Annotated in this window: 26 protein-coding genes, 1 tRNA gene and 1 other annotated feature (1 of these 28 running past the window's edge); of the genes, 9 read left to right on the forward strand and 18 right to left on the reverse strand. The window is 41.9% G+C overall.

Annotated features, from left to right (window positions below; genetic code table 11):
- Positions 1–57: a binding site (T-box leader), on the reverse strand (it extends 171 nt beyond the left edge of the window).
- Both ilvD and ilvE read right to left on the reverse strand, forming a co-directional pair.
- Complete coding sequence (gene ilvD / locus EP737_RS16860) at positions 53–1,720, reverse strand: dihydroxy-acid dehydratase (RefSeq protein WP_129729136.1); 1,668 nt, start codon at positions 1,718–1,720, stop codon at positions 53–55. Its footprint overlaps the feature before it by 5 nt.
- 14 nt (positions 1,721–1,734) lie before the next feature.
- On the reverse strand, positions 1,735–2,631 hold the full coding sequence (ilvE, locus tag EP737_RS16865; RefSeq protein WP_129729137.1) for a branched-chain-amino-acid transaminase: 897 nt from the start codon (positions 2,629–2,631) through the stop codon (positions 1,735–1,737).
- A gap of 415 nt (positions 2,632–3,046) precedes the next feature.
- Here ilvE and EP737_RS16870 point away from each other — a divergent pair, with 415 nt between their 5' ends.
- Together EP737_RS16870 and EP737_RS16875 are read left to right on the forward strand one after the other, a co-directional pair.
- Complete coding sequence (locus EP737_RS16870) at positions 3,047–3,292, forward strand: DUF3911 family protein (protein ID WP_129729138.1); 246 nt, start codon at positions 3,047–3,049, stop codon at positions 3,290–3,292.
- A gap of 102 nt (positions 3,293–3,394) precedes the next feature.
- On the forward strand, positions 3,395–3,637 hold the full coding sequence (locus tag EP737_RS16875; RefSeq protein WP_129729139.1) for a YkuS family protein: 243 nt from the start codon (positions 3,395–3,397) through the stop codon (positions 3,635–3,637).
- A 507-nt stretch (positions 3,638–4,144) separates the two neighbouring features.
- Here the strand turns inward: EP737_RS16875 and EP737_RS16880 are convergent.
- Complete coding sequence (locus EP737_RS16880) at positions 4,145–4,258, reverse strand: phosphoribosyl-ATP pyrophosphatase (RefSeq protein ID WP_129729140.1); 114 nt, start codon at positions 4,256–4,258, stop codon at positions 4,145–4,147.
- Positions 4,259–4,413: 155 nt separating this feature from the next.
- Positions 4,414–4,842 (reverse strand): GerW family sporulation protein, encoded by a 429-nt coding sequence (gene ytfJ / locus EP737_RS16885; protein WP_129729141.1) that lies wholly within the window; start codon positions 4,840–4,842, stop codon positions 4,414–4,416.
- 165 nt (positions 4,843–5,007) lie between these two features.
- On the opposite strand from ytfJ, the gene EP737_RS16890 reads away from it, so the two are divergent.
- Positions 5,008–5,355 carry an imidazole glycerol phosphate synthase gene (locus tag EP737_RS16890; protein WP_129729142.1) on the forward strand — a complete coding sequence of 116 codons (348 nt, stop codon included), beginning with the start codon at positions 5,008–5,010 and terminating at the stop codon, positions 5,353–5,355.
- Positions 5,356–5,551: 196 nt separating this feature from the next.
- Here EP737_RS16890 and fabL read toward each other — a convergent pair whose 3' ends face one another.
- The 4 genes from fabL to EP737_RS26600 all read right to left on the reverse strand — a co-directional run bounded on the left by fabL (position 5,552) and on the right by EP737_RS26600 (position 8,182).
- Positions 5,552–6,304, reverse strand: a complete 753-nt coding sequence (gene fabL / locus EP737_RS16895; protein ID WP_129729143.1) for an enoyl-[acyl-carrier-protein] reductase FabL — start codon at positions 6,302–6,304, stop codon at positions 5,552–5,554.
- 140 nt (positions 6,305–6,444) lie between these two features.
- Positions 6,445–6,615 (reverse strand): imidazoleglycerol-phosphate dehydratase, encoded by a 171-nt coding sequence (locus EP737_RS16900; protein ID WP_129729144.1) that lies wholly within the window; start codon positions 6,613–6,615, stop codon positions 6,445–6,447.
- 142 nt (positions 6,616–6,757) lie between these two features.
- Positions 6,758–7,153, reverse strand: coding sequence for a MarR family winged helix-turn-helix transcriptional regulator (locus tag EP737_RS16905; RefSeq protein ID WP_129729177.1), 396 nt, complete (start codon positions 7,151–7,153; stop codon positions 6,758–6,760).
- Positions 7,154–7,534: 381 nt separating this feature from the next.
- Positions 7,535–8,182 carry a L,D-transpeptidase gene (locus tag EP737_RS26600; RefSeq protein ID WP_281278904.1) on the reverse strand — a complete coding sequence of 216 codons (648 nt, stop codon included), beginning with the start codon at positions 8,180–8,182 and terminating at the stop codon, positions 7,535–7,537.
- A gap of 380 nt (positions 8,183–8,562) precedes the next feature.
- Between EP737_RS26600 and EP737_RS16915 the strand changes: the two genes are divergently transcribed.
- Together EP737_RS16915 and ku are read left to right on the forward strand one after the other, a co-directional pair.
- Entirely contained in the window at positions 8,563–9,924 is a 1,362-nt protein-coding gene (locus EP737_RS16915) for an MATE family efflux transporter (protein ID WP_129729145.1), read from the forward strand.
- 82 nt (positions 9,925–10,006) lie between these two features.
- Entirely contained in the window at positions 10,007–10,840 is an 834-nt protein-coding gene (ku, locus tag EP737_RS16920) for a non-homologous end joining protein Ku (RefSeq protein ID WP_129729179.1), read from the forward strand.
- Between the two features lie 117 nt (positions 10,841–10,957).
- On the opposite strand, the gene EP737_RS16925 is transcribed toward ku, so the two are convergent.
- Positions 10,958–11,236, reverse strand: a complete 279-nt coding sequence (locus tag EP737_RS16925) for a hypothetical protein (RefSeq protein ID WP_205650961.1) — start codon at positions 11,234–11,236, stop codon at positions 10,958–10,960.
- 431 nt (positions 11,237–11,667) lie between these two features.
- On the opposite strand from EP737_RS16925, the gene EP737_RS16930 reads away from it, so the two are divergent.
- Positions 11,668–11,738, forward strand: a tRNA-Ala gene (locus EP737_RS16930).
- 336 nt (positions 11,739–12,074) lie between these two features.
- On the opposite strand, the gene EP737_RS16935 is transcribed toward EP737_RS16930, so the two are convergent.
- From EP737_RS16935 to EP737_RS16945, 3 genes are all read right to left on the reverse strand, one after another.
- A complete protein-coding gene (locus tag EP737_RS16935; RefSeq protein ID WP_129729147.1) occupies positions 12,075–13,043 on the reverse strand; it encodes a sugar phosphate isomerase/epimerase family protein in 969 nt (322 codons plus the stop codon).
- Positions 13,040–14,086, reverse strand: coding sequence for a Gfo/Idh/MocA family protein (locus EP737_RS16940; RefSeq protein ID WP_129729148.1), 1,047 nt, complete (start codon positions 14,084–14,086; stop codon positions 13,040–13,042). The genes EP737_RS16935 and EP737_RS16940 overlap by 4 nt, the downstream gene beginning before the upstream one ends.
- Positions 14,087–14,168: 82 nt before the next feature.
- A complete protein-coding gene (locus EP737_RS16945; RefSeq protein ID WP_129729149.1) occupies positions 14,169–14,939 on the reverse strand; it encodes a sugar phosphate isomerase/epimerase family protein in 771 nt (256 codons plus the stop codon).
- Positions 14,940–15,291: 352 nt separating this feature from the next.
- Here EP737_RS16945 and EP737_RS16950 point away from each other — a divergent pair, with 352 nt between their 5' ends.
- Both EP737_RS16950 and EP737_RS16955 read left to right on the forward strand, forming a co-directional pair.
- Positions 15,292–16,071, forward strand: a complete 780-nt coding sequence (locus tag EP737_RS16950; protein ID WP_129729150.1) for an AraC family transcriptional regulator — start codon at positions 15,292–15,294, stop codon at positions 16,069–16,071.
- A gap of 209 nt (positions 16,072–16,280) precedes the next feature.
- Positions 16,281–16,883, forward strand: a complete 603-nt coding sequence (locus EP737_RS16955; RefSeq protein WP_129729151.1) for a YczE/YyaS/YitT family protein — start codon at positions 16,281–16,283, stop codon at positions 16,881–16,883.
- Between the two features lie 408 nt (positions 16,884–17,291).
- Here EP737_RS16955 and EP737_RS16960 read toward each other — a convergent pair whose 3' ends face one another.
- On the reverse strand, positions 17,292–18,326 hold the full coding sequence (locus EP737_RS16960) for a phosphotransferase (protein ID WP_165350838.1): 1,035 nt from the start codon (positions 18,324–18,326) through the stop codon (positions 17,292–17,294).
- A 174-nt stretch (positions 18,327–18,500) separates the two neighbouring features.
- Here EP737_RS16960 and EP737_RS16965 point away from each other — a divergent pair, with 174 nt between their 5' ends.
- Positions 18,501–19,679, forward strand: a complete 1,179-nt coding sequence (locus EP737_RS16965) for a GNAT family N-acetyltransferase (protein ID WP_129729153.1) — start codon at positions 18,501–18,503, stop codon at positions 19,677–19,679.
- A gap of 155 nt (positions 19,680–19,834) precedes the next feature.
- Here the strand turns inward: EP737_RS16965 and EP737_RS25695 are convergent, their stop codons facing one another.
- From EP737_RS25695 to EP737_RS16980, 5 genes are all read right to left on the reverse strand, one after another.
- Positions 19,835–19,984 carry a hypothetical protein gene (locus tag EP737_RS25695; RefSeq protein ID WP_165350839.1) on the reverse strand — a complete coding sequence of 50 codons (150 nt, stop codon included), beginning with the start codon at positions 19,982–19,984 and terminating at the stop codon, positions 19,835–19,837.
- A 101-nt stretch (positions 19,985–20,085) separates the two neighbouring features.
- The gene (locus EP737_RS16970) at positions 20,086–20,340 is read right to left on the reverse strand and encodes a DUF1292 domain-containing protein (RefSeq protein ID WP_342772915.1); all 255 of its coding nucleotides are present in this window, start codon (positions 20,338–20,340) and stop codon (positions 20,086–20,088) included.
- A gap of 121 nt (positions 20,341–20,461) precedes the next feature.
- Positions 20,462–20,725, reverse strand: coding sequence for a hypothetical protein (locus EP737_RS25700; RefSeq protein ID WP_205650962.1), 264 nt, complete (start codon positions 20,723–20,725; stop codon positions 20,462–20,464).
- Positions 20,703–20,951 (reverse strand): phospholipase D-like domain-containing protein, encoded by a 249-nt coding sequence (locus EP737_RS26045; protein ID WP_205650963.1) that lies wholly within the window; start codon positions 20,949–20,951, stop codon positions 20,703–20,705. Before EP737_RS26045 ends, EP737_RS25700 begins: the two co-directional genes overlap by 23 nt.
- Complete coding sequence (locus EP737_RS16980; protein ID WP_129729154.1) at positions 20,944–21,270, reverse strand: nucleoside triphosphate pyrophosphohydrolase; 327 nt, start codon at positions 21,268–21,270, stop codon at positions 20,944–20,946. Before EP737_RS16980 ends, EP737_RS26045 begins: the two co-directional genes overlap by 8 nt.
- Positions 21,271–21,364 lie beyond the last annotated feature (94 nt).

Here is a 21,364-nt window from a genome sequence, read left to right on the forward strand (position 1 = left end):
CCACCGACTCTCTGTGAGGCTTCGCCTTCAACTACTCCTCCCCGTCAACGCTTTATACTTTTAAGATGCCGCCTGTATTCGCTGATGTAACGAGCTTCGCATAACGTGCTAAGTACCCGCTCTTCACCTTTGGCTCAGGAGCAACGAATTGAGTTTTACGTGCTTCTAATTCTTCATCTGAAATATCTAAATTAAGGTTTCTTTCCACTAAGTCAATAGTAATTGTATCACCATTGTTGATGTAAGCAATAGGACCGCCTTCTGCCGCTTCTGGCGATACGTGACCAATTGCAATTCCGCGCGTTGCCCCAGAAAAACGTCCATCTGTAAGCAATGCTACCTTTTTGCCTAATCCTTTTCCAACAATAGCGGACGTAGGAGCAAGCATTTCTGGCATACCAGGACCGCCTTTTGGTCCTTCGTAGCGAATAACAACAACGTGACCTTCTTTTACAGTTCCATTATGAATTGCTTCTACAGCTTCATCGTGAGACTCGAAGCAGATCGCTTCCCCAACAAATTTTGTAATCGATGGGTCAACAGCACCTACTTTGATTACACTGCCGTTTGGCGCGATGTTTCCGAACAGTAAGGATAGTCCCCCTGTGGCGCTGTAAGGATTTTCTTTCGAACGAATTACCTCGTTGTTGAGAATGGAAGCATGCTCCACATTTTCATACAATGATTTTCCTGTAATTGTAATGCGTTCTGAGTTAATTGCACCTGGAATGGAAGCAAGTTCTTTAATAATTGCAGATACGCCTCCAGCCAAATGTACATCATGCATGGAATAATCAGAAGCTGGGCTGATTTTTGCCAAGTATGGTACGCGCTTTGCTACTTCATTGATACGATTTAAATCATAATCGATACCCGCTTCATTAGCAATAGCCAATAAATGCAATACTGTATTTGTAGAGCCGCCCATTGCCATATCAAGAGCAAATGCATCATCAATAGCTTTCTCTGTAATAATATCGCGAGGCTTAATATCATTTTTAACTAAGTCCATAAGATGGAATGCAGCTTTATAAATTAATTCATGTCTTTCTTTGCTTGTTGCAACGAGCGTTCCGTTACCAGGAAGTGCAACTCCAAGCATTTCCATAATTGTGTTCATAGAGTTTGCTGTGAACATTCCTGAGCAGGAGCCGCATGTAGGACAGGCTGCCTGTTCCATAGCAATCAGATCATCTACACTCATTTTTCCTGACTTTACTGCTCCTACACCTTCAAACATGGATACAAGGTTGAGCGGCTTTCCATCTTTGGATACGCCTGCTTCCATCGGTCCACCTGATACAAAAACAGCCGGCACGTTTGTACGAACGGATGCCATTAACATACCTGGCGTGATTTTATCACAGTTAGGCATATAAAATACACCATCAAACCAGTGGGCATTAATAACCGTTTCAGCCGCATCCGCAATGATTTCACGGCTTGGCAAGGAATAGCGCATACCGATGTGTCCCATCGCAATGCCGTCATCTACCCCGATTGTATTAAATTCAAATGGCACGCCGCCTGCTTCGCGAATCGCTGCCTTCACCACATCTGCCAATTCTCTTAAATGAATATGTCCTGGAACAATATCGATATAGGAGTTACAAATAGCGATAAATGGTTTATCGAAATCTTCCTCCTTTACACCCGCCGCATAAAGTAAACTGCGGTGCGGAGCACGATCGATTCCTTTTTTAATCATATTACTGCGCAAAGGTATCTCCTCCATTAACCAACTTGATCTGCTGTATAAATTTTTTCTCCATCTTCTACTACAAGCTTTCGGAATTCCTCAAGGAGACGGTTTGTATGGGCACCTGGTTTTCCATCGCCAATCGTGCGGCCGTCCACCTTTGTCACAGCAATTACTTCTGCTGCCGTTCCTGTTAAAAATACTTCGTCTGCTACGTACACATCATGGCGTGTGAACAATTCCTCACGCACATCATAGCCAAGCTTTTTACCGATTTCCATAATTGCATTGCGCGTAATGCCTTCTAACGCACCAGCGGAGCTTGGAGGAGTAATAAGCTTGTTTCCCTTAACAAGAAATACGTTGTCGCCTGATCCCTCTGCAACATATCCTTGTTCGTTGAGCATAAGGGCTTCTAATACACCTGCCAATTTCGCTTCTATCTTCACAAGAATGTTGTTCAAGTAGTTTAAAGACTTCACTTGCGGACTTAATACATCCGGACGGTTGCGTCTCGTTGCCACCGTGATGATTGGAATACCTGTTTCATAAAACTCAGCTGGGAAAAGCGCCAATTGTTCCGCAATGATGACAACGGTAGCAACTGGGCAAGAAGCTGGATCCAATCCGAGGTTTCCTGTTCCACGAGATACAACTAAACGGATATAGCCATCTGATAATTGGTTTTTTCGAATTGTTTCAGCTACAAGCTCTGTCAGTTCTTCTAATGTATATGGAATCTCCAGCAAAATGGACTTTGCGGATTCAAATAATCGCACAAGATGCTCTTTTAGGCGAAAGACGTTGCCGCTGTAAACACGGATTCCTTCAAAAACGCCATCGCCGTATAAGTACCCATGATCATAAACTGATACTTTTGCTTCATGCTTAGGAACGAATTCTCCGTTTAAAAAAATCAACTGTTCGTTCACTTGAAATCCCCCTGTATGCTTTCAATTTATCTTTGTATGTTACTTAGTTTACGACTCCTTCGCCAAGAAATCAAAATAATTTTTAGAATTTTTTAATAATGGATATTCAAAACAAGCTAAAAACATTGTTATATCAAATGTGTTAACGTTTTCAAAAAAAGAAAATTTTTTTTTCGACAAATTCTGCATTTTAAAAATACTTTTGTGCTAGCAGGAACTTTTTTACATATTTTTACAGTATTTTAAGCTGTAAAATCATTCACTTTTCGTTAGTATGCCATATATAACAAGACATGCACCTTCCATATAGCGGAAAAAAAGACAAATCAACATAACAGTCATATTTCAGTAAAATGACTCATATTTCTATTTTCAAAAAGTTCTATTAGCCAAATCGACAAGGAGGGCTCGAAAAATGACGATTTTGCAGATTAAAGGTACAAAACAGGAAATTCAAAAAATACTGGATTTGTTTAACTTTATAGAGAAGACTAATCTTTTCCCACTTGAACATTGTGTAGAACTTCGTCTTCAGAGAGACAATGGAACACATAAAGCTGACATACTGGTTGTTTCCTCAAATATAGAGTTAAACGACCATGAAGCCAACGAAGCCGACAGCTTTGTTATCAAAATGCTTACTGGTGTCTATAATGATTAAGTCCTTCTTTCCTTATATAGCAATTGAAATTGAACTCCTTGCATAATTCTGTAGAAAATGAAACATATTACAGATTGTATAACATAGCAGGGGGTGAACAACATGGCAAAAATCGGAGTAGAGCATTCATTAACAAACGTACAGCAAGCATTGCAACAGAAGGGTCATCAAATTATTCAACTTCATTCTGAGCAGGACGCACAAGGATGTGACTGCTGCATCATTACTGGAATAGACTCGAATGTAATGGGGATGAGCGATCGTTCAATCGATGGACCTGTTATTGAAGCAAGCGGTTTAACCGCTGAGGAAATTTGTCAGCAGGTAGAAAGCAGAATTCAGTAGTCATAGTTCTCTTTAATGGCTGCGTTTCTCTTCAGCAAAAAAACCTCCTTGTTCACATAGAACAAGGAGGTTTTTATATAAACGGGAAAGCAGCAATCACTTAGTACTCTTATGAAAGCCCTGCCTCTCTTTCATTGTGCGGTTCCAATGACCGCTCCCTTTGAAAGCCAGCATACAAAAAATTCATAGAGTGCGCTGTCCGGCTCACGAACACAAGGCCGAATGGCAAAAAAGCTGCTAAAGTTGTTGGCTCTTTATACAAAGCCCGATCTTTATACAGTTTCTTATCAAGTGCAGACAAGCATTGCTTTTTTCTTTTTTTATACTAGCTAATGAATACTACCACTTACAACTGAGACACAGGATAACATTGTATATCATAAATCACCAAAAAGCAATATGTAAATGTTTTACATACAAAAATACTGCAGCAGGACAAGCTGATAAACTCCAGCATAAATGCACCAAGTCAGGAATAAGGTATTCTTGACTTGGCGCCTCCACAACTTATATATACGTCTTCTCATCAAACAGCTTTCGTATACGCTCCTTGAGGAAATAAATGAGAATGGCACTGATTAATAAAATTAACCCAACCGCAAATTGCTTTACATTAATCATTTGCTTACCTCCTCGTCTACATCATTCCACATAACGTATCAATTTCATACACGTTTTCCGCTTGATGAGAGGAAGTAACCAGTGCTGAAACACGGAAGATCACTTACATGGGCTAAAGCCCTTCAAAATCAATAAAAGATGGCTCTCGCCATCTTTTATTGATTTTGACTCTGATTTTGATTTTGATTCATCATACTTTGAACTGATTTCAGTGCTTGCGGTGCCGCGTCCATTGCTTTTTCAATAAGATGTGTACCGCTATGCAAGTGCATAACTTGAACTCCCTTAGCACCAACGACTAAAAACGCAACCGGCGACATTGATACGCCAGCCCCGCTTCCGCCGCCAAACGCGAACTGAACATCAGTTGCAGGTTTTTCTCCCGCTGCAGTACGCGTTTTTTTCACACCGTCTCCAAAGTCGCTTCCTCCCGCCCCAAAACCGAATGCCACTTTCGAAACAGTTAACACTACACTTCCATCATGCGTAGAAACGGGCTTACCCATAATTGTATTTACATCGACCATTTGCTTTAAATTTTCCATAGCAGTTCTCATTAAGTCTTCAATTGGATGGTTTGTCATGAAAATCCTCCTGCCTTCTTTCGGTGTCTCTCATATGTTTTCCAAAAACCACATAACCATACCAAAATTTTTAGGGTTGGTTTTCGTAAATGAAAGTCGGTCATTGGGGTCATAATAAGAGAGCCTTCTTATTCAGGAAGGCAATGGACTCAAGGAGGAATCGCTATGGCAGATTATGAACGCAACAATCGCAGATTGCTTCGCGATTTTCAAACCGAAGATGAAGAGTATGCTGCAGAAGTAGCTCCCGCCCGCATCCGTAATGACAGACGGGAGGACGATGCAACAGCAGGAGGAACCATCGTCGGCTTTATCTCTCTAGCACTTGCTGTTCTCTCCTTCTTCACATATCCGGTTATTTTCGGAATCGGAGCCGTATTGCTCGGTATGTACGCGCGAGCACGCGGCGCGCACAAAACAGGAACATTCGCGATCATTTTAGGAGCCATCGCCGCAGTACTCGCATTAGTATTCCGGGTTGCGTTAGCTGCGTTTTTCTTATCATTATTCTAAAAAACGCGTCGACTGGCGAAAGCCAGCGGCGCAGTTGCCCTTACACTGTACGCATAAATTTTCCCAACTACACCGAATGGACTTCTAGCAGGAAATTGATACGTCTACAGTGTAATTAAAAGATCAGGAAGAACCATATCTTCCTGGTCTTTTTATTCTGCAAACCAGGCTGATTGACTTCCGATAATTTACAAAACTAACAAAGGAGCGACAATCCTCCGTCTACAATGATTGTTTGCCCGCGAATCATGCTTGCAGCCGGCGTACATAAAAAATACACTGTCTCTGCCAAATCGTTAGGCTCAACAATGCGCCCTGCTGGATTTCGATTTGCCGCCTCCTCAAGCAGCTGCTCTCGATTTGGAAAATGCTTCAGCGCGTCCGTATCAACAGCACCTCCAGAAACAGCATTTACGACAATCCCTTTCGGTGCCAATTCCACCGCTAAGTAACGCGTTAATGCTTCCACCGCTGCTTTTGACACACCTACTGCTACATAGTTCGGCAGCGCCCGGATCGAACCGAGACTTGACATCGCCACAATAGAGCCTCCGCCACTTTTCTCCATCAGCTTTGCCGCCTCCTGCGCCGCAAATAAATATGCTTTACTATTAATTTCCTGCGTCCAATCCCAATGGCTCTCTTCAATCTCCATCAGGGGCCGTATCACACCAGAAGCTGCGTTATTAATAAACACATCCAATCTTCCAAAGTACTGCTCTGTTTCCTGAAATAAACTGCGAATTTGCTCCATTTCCTTTACATTCGCTTTTACAAGATGAACCGCCACGCGATACTCTTGTTCAATCTCCAACTTTGTTTGCTCAGCATCACTTTTCTTGCGCATATAATTCAGCACTAAATCGTATCCTTCGCGCGCAAAGCGCTTTGCAATTGCTTTCCCGATTCCTCTCGTTCCCCCTGTGATTAGTGCTACTTTTTTTGTCATACGTGACTCCTCCTAATCGAACTCATAATGTCCAAATTTTACCGCCCTCTTCAGATTCGGTCAATGCTTAAAATTCGTTTTGCTTTCACATTGGCTGCACTATACTTTCTAAAAAATATAAAAGAAAGGGATGAGCACGCTCACCCCTTTTGATCATGTATCTCTTTTGACTTGCTTCCTTTGCGGGAACGATATTCCTTTCCTTTGTTATCGTCTCCCGTAACAAGATGGGACCCTAGCTGCATTTGATTATGTCCAGCTTCTGGAGAACCTTGATTTTTACTTCCTTTACTTCCATTTCTGCTTGTCATTATGATCCCTCCCTTTTTTCATCCGTAGAATTATTGTGCCTCGATCTATAGCGAATTACTCACTATTGCCTCTGCCTTTTCTGCAAAAATAGACAAATGATGCTCTATGTATATTCCTCACCTTTACCCCCTACACTACCTTTTACACAAGCCGCTGCAAAACCAAAATCATCATTTCCATCTCTTCTTCTGTTAAAGAAGAAAATTTCTTTTGAAAATAGCCCTCCCGCTTTTGCTCCATCTCTTCAATAAGCTGCCTTCCCTTTTCAGTAATCTCTAAATACACAATCCGCCGATCGAGCTCAGATCGAAAACGAGTGAGCAGCCCTTTTGTGATAAGCTTTTCAGATACAGCTGTAATGTGACTATTAGACACGTTCAGTTCACTGGCCACACGTGACACCATTTCTCTATTCTGATGCTTTAGAATACGTAATACAACAAACTCATTCCATGGAATATAAGGCTCGAACATCTTTCCTATGTCGCTGCGAAACGAACGAAATGTTGCAAGCATTTGTACAGATAAATCATTCATAAGCCGTTCACGTTTTTCCACTCTATCCTCTCCCGTTTTTAATGATGTATGTATATAAGTAACATATAATATTCTCTTGTACATGTCATTTCTTTTTGTTACAGATAGTATCAGTTCATGTAAACTTGGCAATACATGATAACAGTTGCTTTCATTACAAGCTTTACCTTTGAAGGGCAGAAGTACCATGCCCTTCTTTTTTATGTTTTAAGAATAAAGAAAACTCGTCGATTGACGAGCTGTGCTCTTCGGCGAAGACAGAGACGTAGTTGCACTTATACTGTATTCCTAAAATTTCTCGCTACGTCGAATTGGCTTCCAGCTAGGAATGTATACTTTCTTACAGTGCAAGTGTAACTGCAATTACATCTCTATCCTCGCCTAACTGTACAGCTTATAGCCGTGCTCCATAGCAACAGCATCCCAAGGGCCCGTAAAATCTTGAATAATAACCATTGTTCCAATATGTACTCGTTCAAATAACTCCTGCACATCACTGTTGTACATCCTAATGCATCCGTTTGATACATAACGTCCGATTGTAGATGCATTACTATTTCCATGAATAGCATACGTTGTACCGTTCGTACCGTCTATATCCAGACCAATCCATCGATCACCAAGCGGGTTACGAGGATCACCGCCTGGAATGTTTAATTTGTAAAATGGCCGATTTTTAATTTTATTTACAATCGGAAACTTTCCTGTCGGTGTTGGTGTTGAGCTTTTACCTGTGGCAACTATAAACTTCTTTACAAGATGTCCGTTCTCAAATAGTGCCAGCTCATTGGTCGCACGATTGATAATAATTAACTGCTCCGGAACAGGTGTCATATACCGCCTCAGCACCTCTTCATCAGATGGCAGAGAATACGTACGAGATGGCAGCTCTACAGCAGTTTGATACAAAGATACGGCTTGCGGCTTGATTACCCCGCTATAAGCCATAACACCCGCAAACAAAACGAGACACATCATCCAATAAAACAGCCAAGGACACTGTTGTATTTTATTAGAAAGCCATTCCACCTTCACATCCCCCTTTGAAACGAGATACTTTTATTCTATATCCCTGCATTCTAAAGGAGTGATGGGAATGTACCAAAAATTCTCCTGTTTTTCTTGATCATCCTTTGTTTTTTTACATTTTTTAACATACTTATATACAACGACCTGTTGTTACTGTAGCAGCTTATAGTATACAAATCTCCAGCAGCTACGCTCCTTAAGAAAGCCTCTCTGTTTGAACGACATCAAAACATAAAAGGGAAATTCCCTATTTTGTAAAATGGGATTGGAGTACGTATTACTCCTGATGCAGAATATAATGGTTCTACTATGTTTTTTATTCTGACATCAGAATGAGGATATGCTATAATGATCTGTATTTTGCACAAGGAAGGACAGTTATGGAACATACAACAACGATTCGACAAAAGCTCAAACAGTTTCTTATGCTATTTCTGCCCGTATTTGTTACACAACTCTCATTGTTTATGATGAGCTTTTTTGACACAACGATGTCGGGGCATGCCAGCTCCTCAGATTTAGCAGGCGTCGCCATTGGTACAAGCATTTGGATTCCCGTCAGTACCGGTATCGGCGGCATTTTATTATCAGTTACACCAATTGTCGCGCAGCTAACAGGCGCCAAAAAGAAGGAAGAAGTCGCACCGCTTGTCATACAAGCAATTTACCTCGCTATCGCCGCAAGCGTTATAATCATTATTGTCGGTTTTTTCACCGTCCCGCTTGTTTTACAAGAGATGAAACTCGAACCGGAAGTGCGCCGCATTGCTAAAGGATTTTTAACGATGCTTGCATTCGGTATCCCCTCGATGCTCGTCTATAACGTGCTTCGTTCCTTTATAGATGCGCTCGGCCAAACACGTGTATCAATGCTGATTACATTATTATCACTTCCTATTAACATAGCGCTGAACTATGTATTTATATTCGGAACATTTGGTGCGCCGCGATTGGGCGGTGTTGGAGCCGGCATTGCATCAACTGTAACATATTGGTGCATTCTCGCCATCGCTATTTTCATCATCCATACAAAGAGATCTTTTTCTACGTATGAGATTTTTAAAAAATTGTATCGCATCTCGTTAGCAACGTGGAAAGAATTGCTCAAGCTCGGTGTGCCAATTGGGTTTGCAATTTTCTTTGAAACGAGCATTTTCGCCGCCGTTACACTGCTAATGAGTACCTTTGATACCGCAACGATTGCAGCGCATCAGGCAGCCATTAATTTTGCCTCTATGCTCTATATGACGCCGCTTAGCCTCTCTATGACAATTACAATCGCGGTCGGCTTCGAGGTCGGCGCAACAAGATATCGAGACGCACGGCAGTATAGCATTATCGGCATTGGTCTCGCTCTCTGCTTCGCTGCTGTCTACTCAATCATTATCTTCTTATTCAGCGAACAAGTGGCGTCACTGTATACAAAGGATGCACATGTCTTACAATTGGCACAGCACTTCCTATTTTTCGCTATTCTGTTCCAAGTATCGGATGCCATTGCTACCCCTGTGCAAGGCGCACTACGCGGATATAAGGACGTAAATACCGCTCTTATTATGACACTCGTGGCCTACTGGGTTATCGGCTTACCGTCCGGGTATATCCTTGCGACCTATACCTCTCTTGGCGCGACAGGTTATTGGATCGGTTTAATTTCCGGGCTTGCGTGCGGGGCAGTATTTTTATCGGTACGACTTGTACATGTACAACGGATAAAACAAAAGGAAAAGAAAGCTGCATGAAGAAAGCTCGCTGCCTTGGCGAGCTATTTTCATGAATTCTTCCTTCTTGGAACAAACTAAGACAAAAAGTGAAGGTGATATGATGCATACGGTATGGAAAGGGAACCTCTCATTTGGTCTTGTCAATATCGGTGTAAAGTTGCACAGCGCCATCGAAGAAAAAGACGTGAAATTGATTAGTCTCCACAAAGATTGTCTCGTCCCGATTCAACATGAAAAAATCGCTCCAGGCTGTGATGATGACCGTATTGAGGCAAATGATATTATTAAAGCGTACGAATACCGTCCCAATGAATATGTACTCATTAGCAATGAGGAGCTAGAAGCCCTGAAGAAGGCTTACGAGGTCAAGTCTGTTACGATTATTTCCTTTGTTCAATTAGAAGAAATTGATCCTGTCTATTTCGACCGTTCTTATTTCCTTTCGCCTACCGGCGGCTCAGAAAAGGCGTACGTCTTACTCAGACAAGCACTTGAGCGAACCGGAAAAATAGGCATTGTCAGCATCTCACTCCGCAGCCGCCAGCATCTCGCTGTCATTCGTGCTCATGAGCGCTGCCTCATCCTAGAAACCATTCACTATCCGGATGAAGTGCGTACTGTCGATATGGTGCCAAACATCCCAGCGGACGACCAAATTACCATCCAAACGAAGGAGCTTATTGCCGCAACTACACTTATCAACCAATTAACCGTTCCATTTGTACCAGCAGATTACACAGATCAATATCGCACCGCTCTTTTAGACCTTATTGAATCCAAAATTGAACAGCACGACGTCCAAAGTAAACCGATTTTAAGTCCCACAAGTGAACGCATCGCAACCATTATTGAAGCGCTCAATGCAAGTATCGAGCAAACAAAATCGACCGCCAAACCTAAACCCGTTCACAAACCAACACAAGTCACCAGTTAAAAGCGACTCTACAATAGAGCCGCTTTTTTCGTAAACATAAAGAAAACTCGCTGATTGGTGATCCCTGCTCCTGAGTGAAGACAAAGGCGTAAAAAGAGACTGTATATACCATACAGTCTACATCAAATCAGATGAATCATCATAATCATATCGAAAGCCATCCTTATACTTATCCATATCTAAATCGTCTGTATTCATACTGCGTTGCGAACCATTTTTCCAGCTCAGCTTGTGCAGCAAGCCTTCATACAGCGTGATTTCTTCATAATCTGTGCTGTTCAAAACTGCTACTCGTAAAGCCTGTGCAATAATTGCCTTATCGTTTTCATCGAGCACCATCGGCATAACCTCCAGCCCTATACTTTTTACCCTTTTACCTTTTGTAAATTTCTTCATTTTTATGCAGCATTCAGAACGGCACAATTGTCCTGCTTTGCTCGGGAAGGGAAAACAATTTTCCAGACAATGCAGCGCTTTTTCCTCATTGATCCGAGGGTTCTCCCGCAACGAGCAGGCCACTGAAGCTAGACACTGCTCCCAAAATGTATGCGTTCTCAGTTCTTACTCCTGGAAAAAGAGCTGCCCAAATACAAATAGCCAGCTCCTCTTATCGTTTGACTGGACTGGAATAGAGATACTCACTAAACAAACTCATTTTTTCAGTACACTCAGGATGTGTGAAGGATGCTTTTGTCCCTTTTTTCTTTTTGATGTTGGAAATATTTGAAGTTTATCTTGACGCCTAGTAGGATGATGAGTAGAATATAAAACAAATAGTGATTATGAAAACCGTTACATAGTATAACTGGTCTTGATCACAAATTTATGGGGCTGTAGTTTAATGGGAGAATAGCGCAATGGCATTGCGTTGGTGAGGGTTCGATTCCCTTCGGCTCCATCCCTTATATCTGACAAAAATCTACGTTGTATAACGTTCATATTTTAACTACGGCACCCCCGTTTATTCTGTAAGCCAGATCAACGGGGGTGCCGTAGTTATATTCTTCAAGTTTTTGGAAGTAACTAGAAGAATGGAAAACGTAAACGGAAATAGCGTTCATCGTAGGTTCTTTATACTTAATATATGGAACCTGTTTTTTCCAATGCCTATTAACAAGTTTGTTTTTCAGAAATCAGAAGGCTCCTTCTACCAAAGTACACCCAGGAGGGACAATATAAGGCGCAAAGGATCTTTCACTCCCTCAAACATCCTTTGCACCATTCTTTTCACACCTCACGCCCACCACATATCACCTGCAGACTCACGAATCAAAACAGCATTTAAGTTTTTGACAGCGCGCGCAAAGCCTTCGTCGATTGACATGATTGCATCCTCATGCTCAATGCTTACAACGTGGTCATAGTTGTACATACGAAGCGCGCTCATCATATCTGACCATTCCTGCATACTGTGTCCACAGCCGACACTTCGGAACGTCCATGCGCGTGATTGCACATTTCCGTATGGCTGCATGTCCGTCAATCCGTACATATTCACATTATCCTGATCAATATACGTATCTTTTGCATGGAAGTGATGAATGGCTCCGGCTTTACCGAGAATTTTAATTGCTGCAACCGGATCAATTCCTTGCCACCACATATGGCTTGGGTCAAGATTTGCACCAATCGCATCACATGTCGCCTCACGCAGCTTCAGCAATGTATATGGCGTATGAACAAGGAATCCGCCATGCAGCTCAAGACCGATTTTGACATTATGCTGCTCAGCAAGTTCCCCGATTTCTTTCCAGTAGGGGATTAATTTATTTTCCCATTGCCATGTTAATATATCACCGTATTCCAGCGGCCATGGCACAACCGGCCAGTTCGGCTGCTTCGCTTCCTCACCGTCTCCTGCAGTACCTGAAAAAGCGTTAACAACCGGCACACCAAGAAGGGATGCCAATCTAATCGTTTTGCGCAACACGGAATCCGATTCTTCTGCAAAGGATTTGTCTGGTGTAAGCGGATTACCGTGGCAGCTAAAAGCGCTAATCGTCAAACCACGTGAAGTAACAGCTTCTAAGTAAGCATTTCGTTTTTGTTCGTCTTCTAAAAGTTCATCAAGAGGACAATGCGCGTTCCCCGGATAGCATCCTGTACCAATTTCAACCGCATCAAGTCCGGCAGCCTTTACATGATCGAGCATCTCTTCAAAAGATTTATTGGCAAATAAAACAGTAAAGACACCTAACTTCATTTCACTGACACTCCTTCTTTTTGCAATGAAACGATTTGTTTCGTTTCCTGTGATTCAAGCGCAGCCAAAATAATTTGCAATGATTTCATACCTTCCTCACCATTAATGAGCGGTTCTTTATTTTCAATAATGCTTTCAACAAAATGGTCAATCACATGCGAGGTTGTCTGACCACCTTCCTCGTTCGTTTGGATTTTCGCAAGCTTATGGTTTACTACATTACCGTTGCGATATTCTTCAATCAATGAGTATTCTGGATCATCTTCTAAACGAAGAACTCCATTTTCTCCATAAATAACTGTTGAGTTGTCGCCGCCAGCCACATATGCCCAGCTTGCTGTGAGTGTTCCGATAGTACCGCTGTCTGTACGTAAAATACAAACTGCATTATCATCTACTTCTGTATTTTGCTTCGCATTCGTCTCAATGAATGCGCCGACTTCTGTAAATTCTCCGAGTAAATACCGCATGAGATCTGCCTTATGGACACCAAGATCACCCATGGCACCGATAAAAGCCTGCTCTTTATTGAAAAACCAGCTCGTTGCGCCATCTACGCTCCACGCTTCTGGGCCTGGATGACCAAATGTTGTTTTGAAGCTATAAATTTTCCCTAGCTTACCGCTGTCAAGAATCTCTTTTGCCGCTTGATGTGAAGAAACAAAACGCTGGTTATGTGCAATCATCAGCTTTTTACCGCTTACTTTTGCAGCTTCAATCATCGCCTCTGCCTCTTCTTTTGATGTTGCCATCGGCTTTTCGCAAAGAACGTGTTTTCCCGCATTGAGCGCGGCAATTGATACTGGTGCATGCAAATAGTTTGGCAAGCAGACGCTGATTGCATCAATGTCATCAAGCTCTAATACTTCCTTATAATCGGTAAACGCTTTAGCACCGTACTGTGCAGCCATGTTCTCAGCACGCTCAGTGACAATATCACAAACCGCAACGATCTCTACTTCTTTATTTGCATAATACTCTGGTAAATGACGATATTTTGCGATACTTCCGCATCCGATAACTCCGACCTTTAATGTACTCATTTTTGTTCCTCCTCATTTTTCTTCTTCATTGTGGGATCTATTTCTTACTCAAGCATTAAACTCCCATGCATGTCCCATTCTTTTATTTATTTAAAAGATGCGGCAGCTTTGTTTTCAAGTAATTGATGCTGATTTCAATGCTTTCAAACGGCGTACGGCGGCTTACGTCCTGCTCCACTACCCACCACTGAACACCGGCTTCTTCTCCTAAGTTAAGCACCGCTTCTACATCAACCCCGCCTGTTCCAAGCTCCGCAAAGAATTTCTCTTCATCTGTTGTCATATCCTTCAAATGAACGAGCGGCGTTCTATTTGTATAACGGTTAATCCACTGAACCGGCTGTTCTCCTGCCTTTGTCAACCAATATATATCGAGCTCCGTTTTCACATTTTCTGCATTCGTATCATCAAAAATAGTCTCTAATGCCGTTCTGCCATCAGACAGACGCCCCAATTCAAAATCGTGATTATGATAGCAAAGAGTAATGCCTTCACGTTGGCATCTTTCACCTGCTTCATCTAATATTGCAATAAGTGCCTTGTAATCTTCTTCGCTCCGGCGCTCTGGCATGAGATAAGGACATACAACATACTTACTTTCTAATATTTTCTGATCTTCAATGACTTGATCCAGATTGTTTTCTAATTGTTCAAGCGGCACATGACTTGCTGCAGCTCGAAGACCTAAATCGTCCAGCAATGCTTTTACTTCCTTCGCAGTTAATCCGCCATATCCAGCAAATTCAACACCATCAAAGCCGAGGTCGGCAACCTTCTGTAATGTACCTGCAAAATCTTGCCCGCTTTCCTCACGTAATGTAAACATTTGTACAGCTACTGGAATTCTTTTCATCTTACATCCCCATTTCTACTATTTAGTATGAAACACGTATAGCTATTGTTTTCTCCTATTCTTCTCTTAACAACATCCTGTACTATAGATTTTTGAAAGAAATCGCTATACCCCTATTAGAAAGCGTTCTCAAAAAGCCGTAAAAAAAATTTAAATGTATAATCCTTTTTATAGCGTCTTGTTTCACAAGTGTGTACAGTCATTCGTACGATTTCTCAAAAATCTCATATTTCTTGATGCAGCTAATATATTACTTATTTGATTCCATCATACACAATGTTCCTTTAAATGAACATAAACGATATAATTAAAACATCTACTATTTTGCTATTTTATAAAAAAGGAGAAGCCTATGACGACAAATATTTTCTTTTGCGGCTATTCATATCATACACAGCAATTTCACTCCCAACATAAGTCCGGATTCCCAGTCTATCTGTTCCGCCTGCAAACGGAAGGGATTTGTGAAGTAGTTGTTAAAGGAAGACGAATGGAACTTAAGAAAGGAGACCTTCTGCTTATTCAACCAGGGGATCACTATGAATTATTCGTTAAAGAACGCCAAAACAGCGGAGACTACCACTTAGCCTGTGAAGGGGCTTGGGTCGAAGAATGGTGGAATCGTTCCGCTAAACCAACAGTCTCCCGGATTGATCTTGACGAAAAGCTTCTCTCCCTCTGGCGCTATATCATTGTCGAAAAACGCAGGCCGCCGTCCCAGGAAAACGAAGAGCTTACGGAATACTTGCTTCGGTCGCTCTGTTTGTCTCTAGAGCGCACCATCAACGAAACAGCTCCCTCCTTCAGTTATCCGTATACAGTAACACGAATGATGCGATATATTGAAGAACACGCTACGGCAGTATTTAAAGTTGAAGAAGTAGCGCAGCATGCCGGTCTCAGCGTCTCTCGATCCGTTCACCTATTTAAGAAAAGTGTTGGGAAGACAATGATGGAATATGCGCAAGAAGTCCGGCTATCAGCTGCAATGGAACGGATGAAATATACAACCATGACGCTTGAGCAGATAGCTGAAAGTTGCGGCTTTGGTGCCTATCCTTATTTTCACAAGGTATTTAAGAAAAAATATGGCGTAGCCCCTGGAGCTTATAGACGTCTCAACTTAGACTGAGTATTGTCCAAGTTACTATTTCATGCTCTTTAGCAAGGCTGATTCAGAAACGTAATCGTCGTACGCTTTATACCAGCCTTCCCCACCGATCAGAAATCATTTGTAATTCTGTTAAATTTTGTTTACCTTTTCCCCATTTTCTTTATATAATATATAGTCAAAATCGAGTTGCAACAGAAAAACGGTTTCAGAGCCATGGGGGATTTAAAATGCTAAAAAGAAGTATCTTTTATATAGCCGGAATGATAATTGCCTGTACGGGTGTAGATTTGGTCATCAAAGTAAATATTGGCGCAGGTCCGTGGGATGCCTTTTATGCGGGAACTTCCGAAAAAATAGGACTCTCTATCGGAACATGCGTGATTATCGGACAAATTGTATTTTTACTGATTAACAGTTTGCTATTAAGAAAGCGGCCAGCCTTTGAATCCGCTATCACTATTATTTTATGGGGACTTATTCTTGATTTTTGCATGAAATTTCTACTCAAAAATGTCTATCTTGCCAATTTACCTTTATTATCAAGATGGCTAGTTTTCTTGGCGGGAGTGATCTTCATCGGGATCGGAATCGGGGTTTATCTAACCTCTAGGTTCCCCTCCATGCCATATGATGGAACGATGTTAGCTATTGTGGAACGTTTCCGTTTAAACATGAACTTTTCAAGAACAATCCTTGAGGGAGCAGGATTGCTTGCTGCTTACTTCATAGGCGGACCTGTTGGACTGGGCAGCGTTGTGTTTGTGTTCTTCCTAGGTGCCTTTATTCAAATTTGTAGTCGAGGAGCCGAAAAGCTGCTGCTAAAATCATAAGTTTGCAAAAACTTATCCATTTGGGCTATACGAAGACTCATTGCAAAGTGAAGTTAACTCTTTTCTACAATGAATCAAGGGGTCTATATAAAATATCTCTCCTAAAGAAACATAGGAGAGATATTTTTGTAAAGAAAACTCGTTGATTGGCAAGCCCTGCCCTTGGGCGAAGACAGAGGCGTAGTTGCACTTACACTGTGTTCCTAAAATTTCTGACTACGTCGAATCACTTCTGGCTAGAAATTTATACTTTCCTATAGTGTAAAGAAAACTCGTCGATTGGCAAGCCCTGCCTTTGGGCGAAGACAGAGGCGTAGTTGCACTTACACTGTGTTCCTAAAATTTCCGGCTACATCAAACTCACTTCTAGCTGGAAATTGATACGTTTCTGCAGTACGCAGAAATCTATCAGCTTCGTTGTTTATCTAACACATCATCCATACACATCAAAATCAGCTTGTCTTGATTCACATCCAGCCAATCGGCTCTTCTGACAGCTTCATACACATATTTTTGGACAGTCTCAACCGGGTCAATCCCATCCCAATGGCGACCGAGAAAGTGGAGAAACACATCGAGTCTCCGAAGCTGGATGAGAAGCGGTATCATCGCTATTTCCGCTGCAGTCAGCTTCATAACACTGCCATATCCTGATAAAAGAGCATCAATTTTTGTCCAGATTATCGCCTCATCCTGACCTGGGCGAATACAATCAGCTAAACAAACCGCCAGTTCCATCACCCGCAAATCATTTGTGACAAATTCAAAATCTAAAACTGCCGAGACTTCGCCCGCTTCATTCACTAGAATGTTAGAGCCGTTCAAGTCACCGTGAACAAGTTGGTGCGGCAGTTGCTTAAGCATAGGAATACTCTCCTGAAACACCGTAAGCTGCTTAGAAATATAGAGCAGTTCAGCAGCCTGCGCTGTAAATTCAGCTGGAGGATTCATACAAAAACGTATTACCTCTTGCAGGGAACAGCGGGGATGGGTGTTCTCAATTTCATAATATGGTCTATAAACCGGAGCTTGATTTACTCCTACCTTTGCTAAAAACCGGGTTAATTGACCGGTTGTCCATCCAAAGGAACGGAGCTGAGCCGGGTCATCGAGCGTTGGATTGACACCATCTAAGAAACGGAATAATCCAGCAATCTTGCCGTCCTTCGTTCTCACAACCGTATCTCCTTCTGGCGTCATGATTGGCTCAGGTATACCAAACAAAAGCGGCAATTCCTTTAAGGCGAGTAGTACACTATGTTCATACCACACCTTATCCTCATCCTGGTGAGTTTCGTAAATACGCAGCACATACCGCTCATCCTGCACCTCTACAAATCGGGTCGTATTGTTTGCACCAGTCCCCCCTTCCCATGTTCTCCAGCTGCCCTTAGGGAAAAACCTGACAAGAATCTCGTCTATATATGCTTGCTCTTGTTTCAATCCTTCCGCTTCCTTTCCATGTTTCCACAATCTATATTTGAAGCAAGTCTAGCATTTTACAGAAGAAAATACTATCCATACATATATTTTCATATATCGGAGGAAACAAGGCGGCAAGCATGGAATATGTACGTGCTTACCGATTTTAATTCCTTCAAATGAGGTGACCTTAAGATGCAAATTCGCCAGTTAACGGATCAGGAATTTGATGAACGTGTGGAATTATCAATGTATGCTTTTCAATATGAGCTAACGGCTGAGGAAATGACTGAAGCAAGATCCCGCTTTAAGCCAGAAGAAACATGGGGAGTATTCATCCAAAATCGATTAGCAGCCCAGTTAACATTAATCCCGCTGCAAATCTATCTACATGGAAAAACATTCTCTATGGGAGGCATTGCCAGTGTTTCCACCTGGCCAGAATTTCGCCGGCAAGGTTTGGTTGCGCGCTTGCTTACGCATGCAATGGAACTGATGAAAGAAAATGGGCAGACCATTTCCTTTCTCACACCGTTTGCATTTGATTTTTACCGCAAATACGGCTGGGAAACATATATTGATTATAAAAGATATGAAATAGAAACGGCGTTGTTTCCAAAAAGAAAGGAAACAGGAGGCCATGTCGAGCAGCATACAGGGAATATTGAGCTACTTAGCGGAATATATGAAGAGTACGCTTCCCGTTATAACGGTACATTGCGGCGTACGAAGGAATGGTGGGAAACCTCGGTACTTCGCCGAAAAAAAGGTCATGCAGCTGCTTATTTTCAAGAAAATGGAACTCCTAGCGGATACGTGCTTTATCAGGTGAAGCAGCGAGAGCTGACCATTCATGAATTCGTTTTTCTCAATGAAGAAGCGCGACAAGGGCTTTGGACGTTCTTAGCTAACCATGATTCTATGGTAGATAAGGCAATAGTAACTGCACCTATGGATGATGCGCTTCCTTTCTTGCTGCCGAATCCACGCATCAAACAGGAAATTGTTCCTTATTTTATGGCACGAATTGTAGATGTAAAGTCATTTTTAGAGCAATATCCATTCCAATCATCTCACACTGCCTCAAAATGGATAATGGACATAAAGGATGAACATGCACCTTGGAATAATGGTCATTGGCACATAACAATGAATGAAAATGGGCAGGCTGCGGTGAATAGATGGGAACATCAACCAAAGGAAAACTTACCTATTTTAAGCTGTGATATCCAGACACTCACAGCTATAATGACCGGCTACCAAAGACCAAAAGATTTGCATCGCTACGGCAGACTCGGCGGAAAGGAAGAACAAATTGCACAGCTAGAATCTATCATTCCTGTTACAACGACTTATTTGCTCGACTTTTTTTAATGCTGCACAACAGGCGAATGACGAAAATGAGGAATTAAGATGAATTTGGGTCCGATGCAAAGCAACCGGACCCAAGCTACGGAATCTTCCCTTTAGGCAGGGAAAGGATAGCACTAAAAAGGCAGGAAACAGAATCCCTGCCTTATCATACTGAGCTACTTTCCTTGCTTTACATTCCCTTGCTTTGTGGATGTTTTTTCTGAAGCAGCAGCCTTAGAAAATTCATTGCTCGTCATATTTTCAATAGCCTGCCCTGCTGTCGCTGTAAAGTTCAGTTTGTGCTCTGGAATTCGTTGTCTGTTCATAGTCATTGCCCCCTTTTCCCTCCTTATTTTTTTCTTATCCTATAGATACATACCTTACACTTTTTGTCTGAACATAATAGACAGATACCAGACTAACTCACTTATTCAGCAGGCGCATGTTCTACAGCAATTTGATATGCAGCCAAAAGCGCTTCACTTTCTGAAGGATCAGAAATACCTACTAGGTACTGATTTCCTTCCTCTCCCTCAATTTTCATCACGATTGTTTCATCCGCAGCCGTTAAAAGTGCATAAGATTCATCATTCATGTCAAACAATGCTTCTACAGCAAAATCCTTCCGATTACCCCGATCATCTTCAACTGTAATATAATCCCTAGGTTCATCATGCATCATAACCTCTCACCTCACTAAAAGTACTTATGTATACTGTTCCCTTTGCCTTCAAAGGTTATAAGGTAATGAGGCAATCAGCATGCGCAACATGGGATTTTAGCTTACAAGCTACCATAAAGAGTTATCTCCAAAAGAAATAGTACCGTAATCGATACGCACAAATCTCCTTTGTCCAATTCCATAAAATCCATTGATACTCCGGCAATACATCAAATCCGAGGCGAATCATATTATCCTCAAACAGGACTAAACCTTTAGAGCTACCACTTAGTTTTGCCATTGGCATATCCGCAATTAGTTTACTTACCTTTTCCTCATCATATTCCCACAGCCTTTTGGCCTTAGAGTCAGAGAAATCCTTATCACGTCGATATTTCTTTTCCATGTAATATTGATGAAAATACGGTGCGGTCTCGCGTGATGTACAGATAATCGCCTGTGCAAATTTTAATATCCGCACCACGTTCAGCAGCCTGTTGAAGTGCTGATTGCAATAAACGAACTCCTGACCTCATAATGAAGGCGGTTAGGATATAGATGGTAGAAGATCGCTCGATATATTGAACAACCGCTTCTCCCAATCGGCTTGTATAAAGCTCTATCTTACGCATCCTGTACCTCAACTAAAAAAATCCGCTCCCCAAATCCCCCACGCTCCTCAGCCTTCCGCTCCCGAATCCGCTCTACCTCTTCTATATCTGCGCCGTGACACTTTGCGAGCGCATGTATCACTTCCAGCAAATCCGCCAGTTCCTCCAGCGCACTCTCGTCATCGGATGCCTGCAAATACTCCGTCAGCTCCTCCTGACTTTTTTTCTTCAACTCCTGTATGTATTCACTTTTTTCTAATCTTCTTGTTGTACATGTTTTCCCTGCTCGCTCAATAACTGCTGGAATATGGTCTCGTACAAGTTTATTGTAAATTGGCATGATTTTTCCTCTCCCCTTCGTCGATTTTCTAATTCTATCATACCAAAATCCCTATTTCTTACATATCATCATACAACCTAAATATTTTCCCATC

It is taken from the genome of Ectobacillus funiculus, assembly GCF_004138295.1.
GTDB lineage: Bacteria > Bacillota > Bacilli > Bacillales > Bacillaceae_G > Ectobacillus > Ectobacillus funiculus.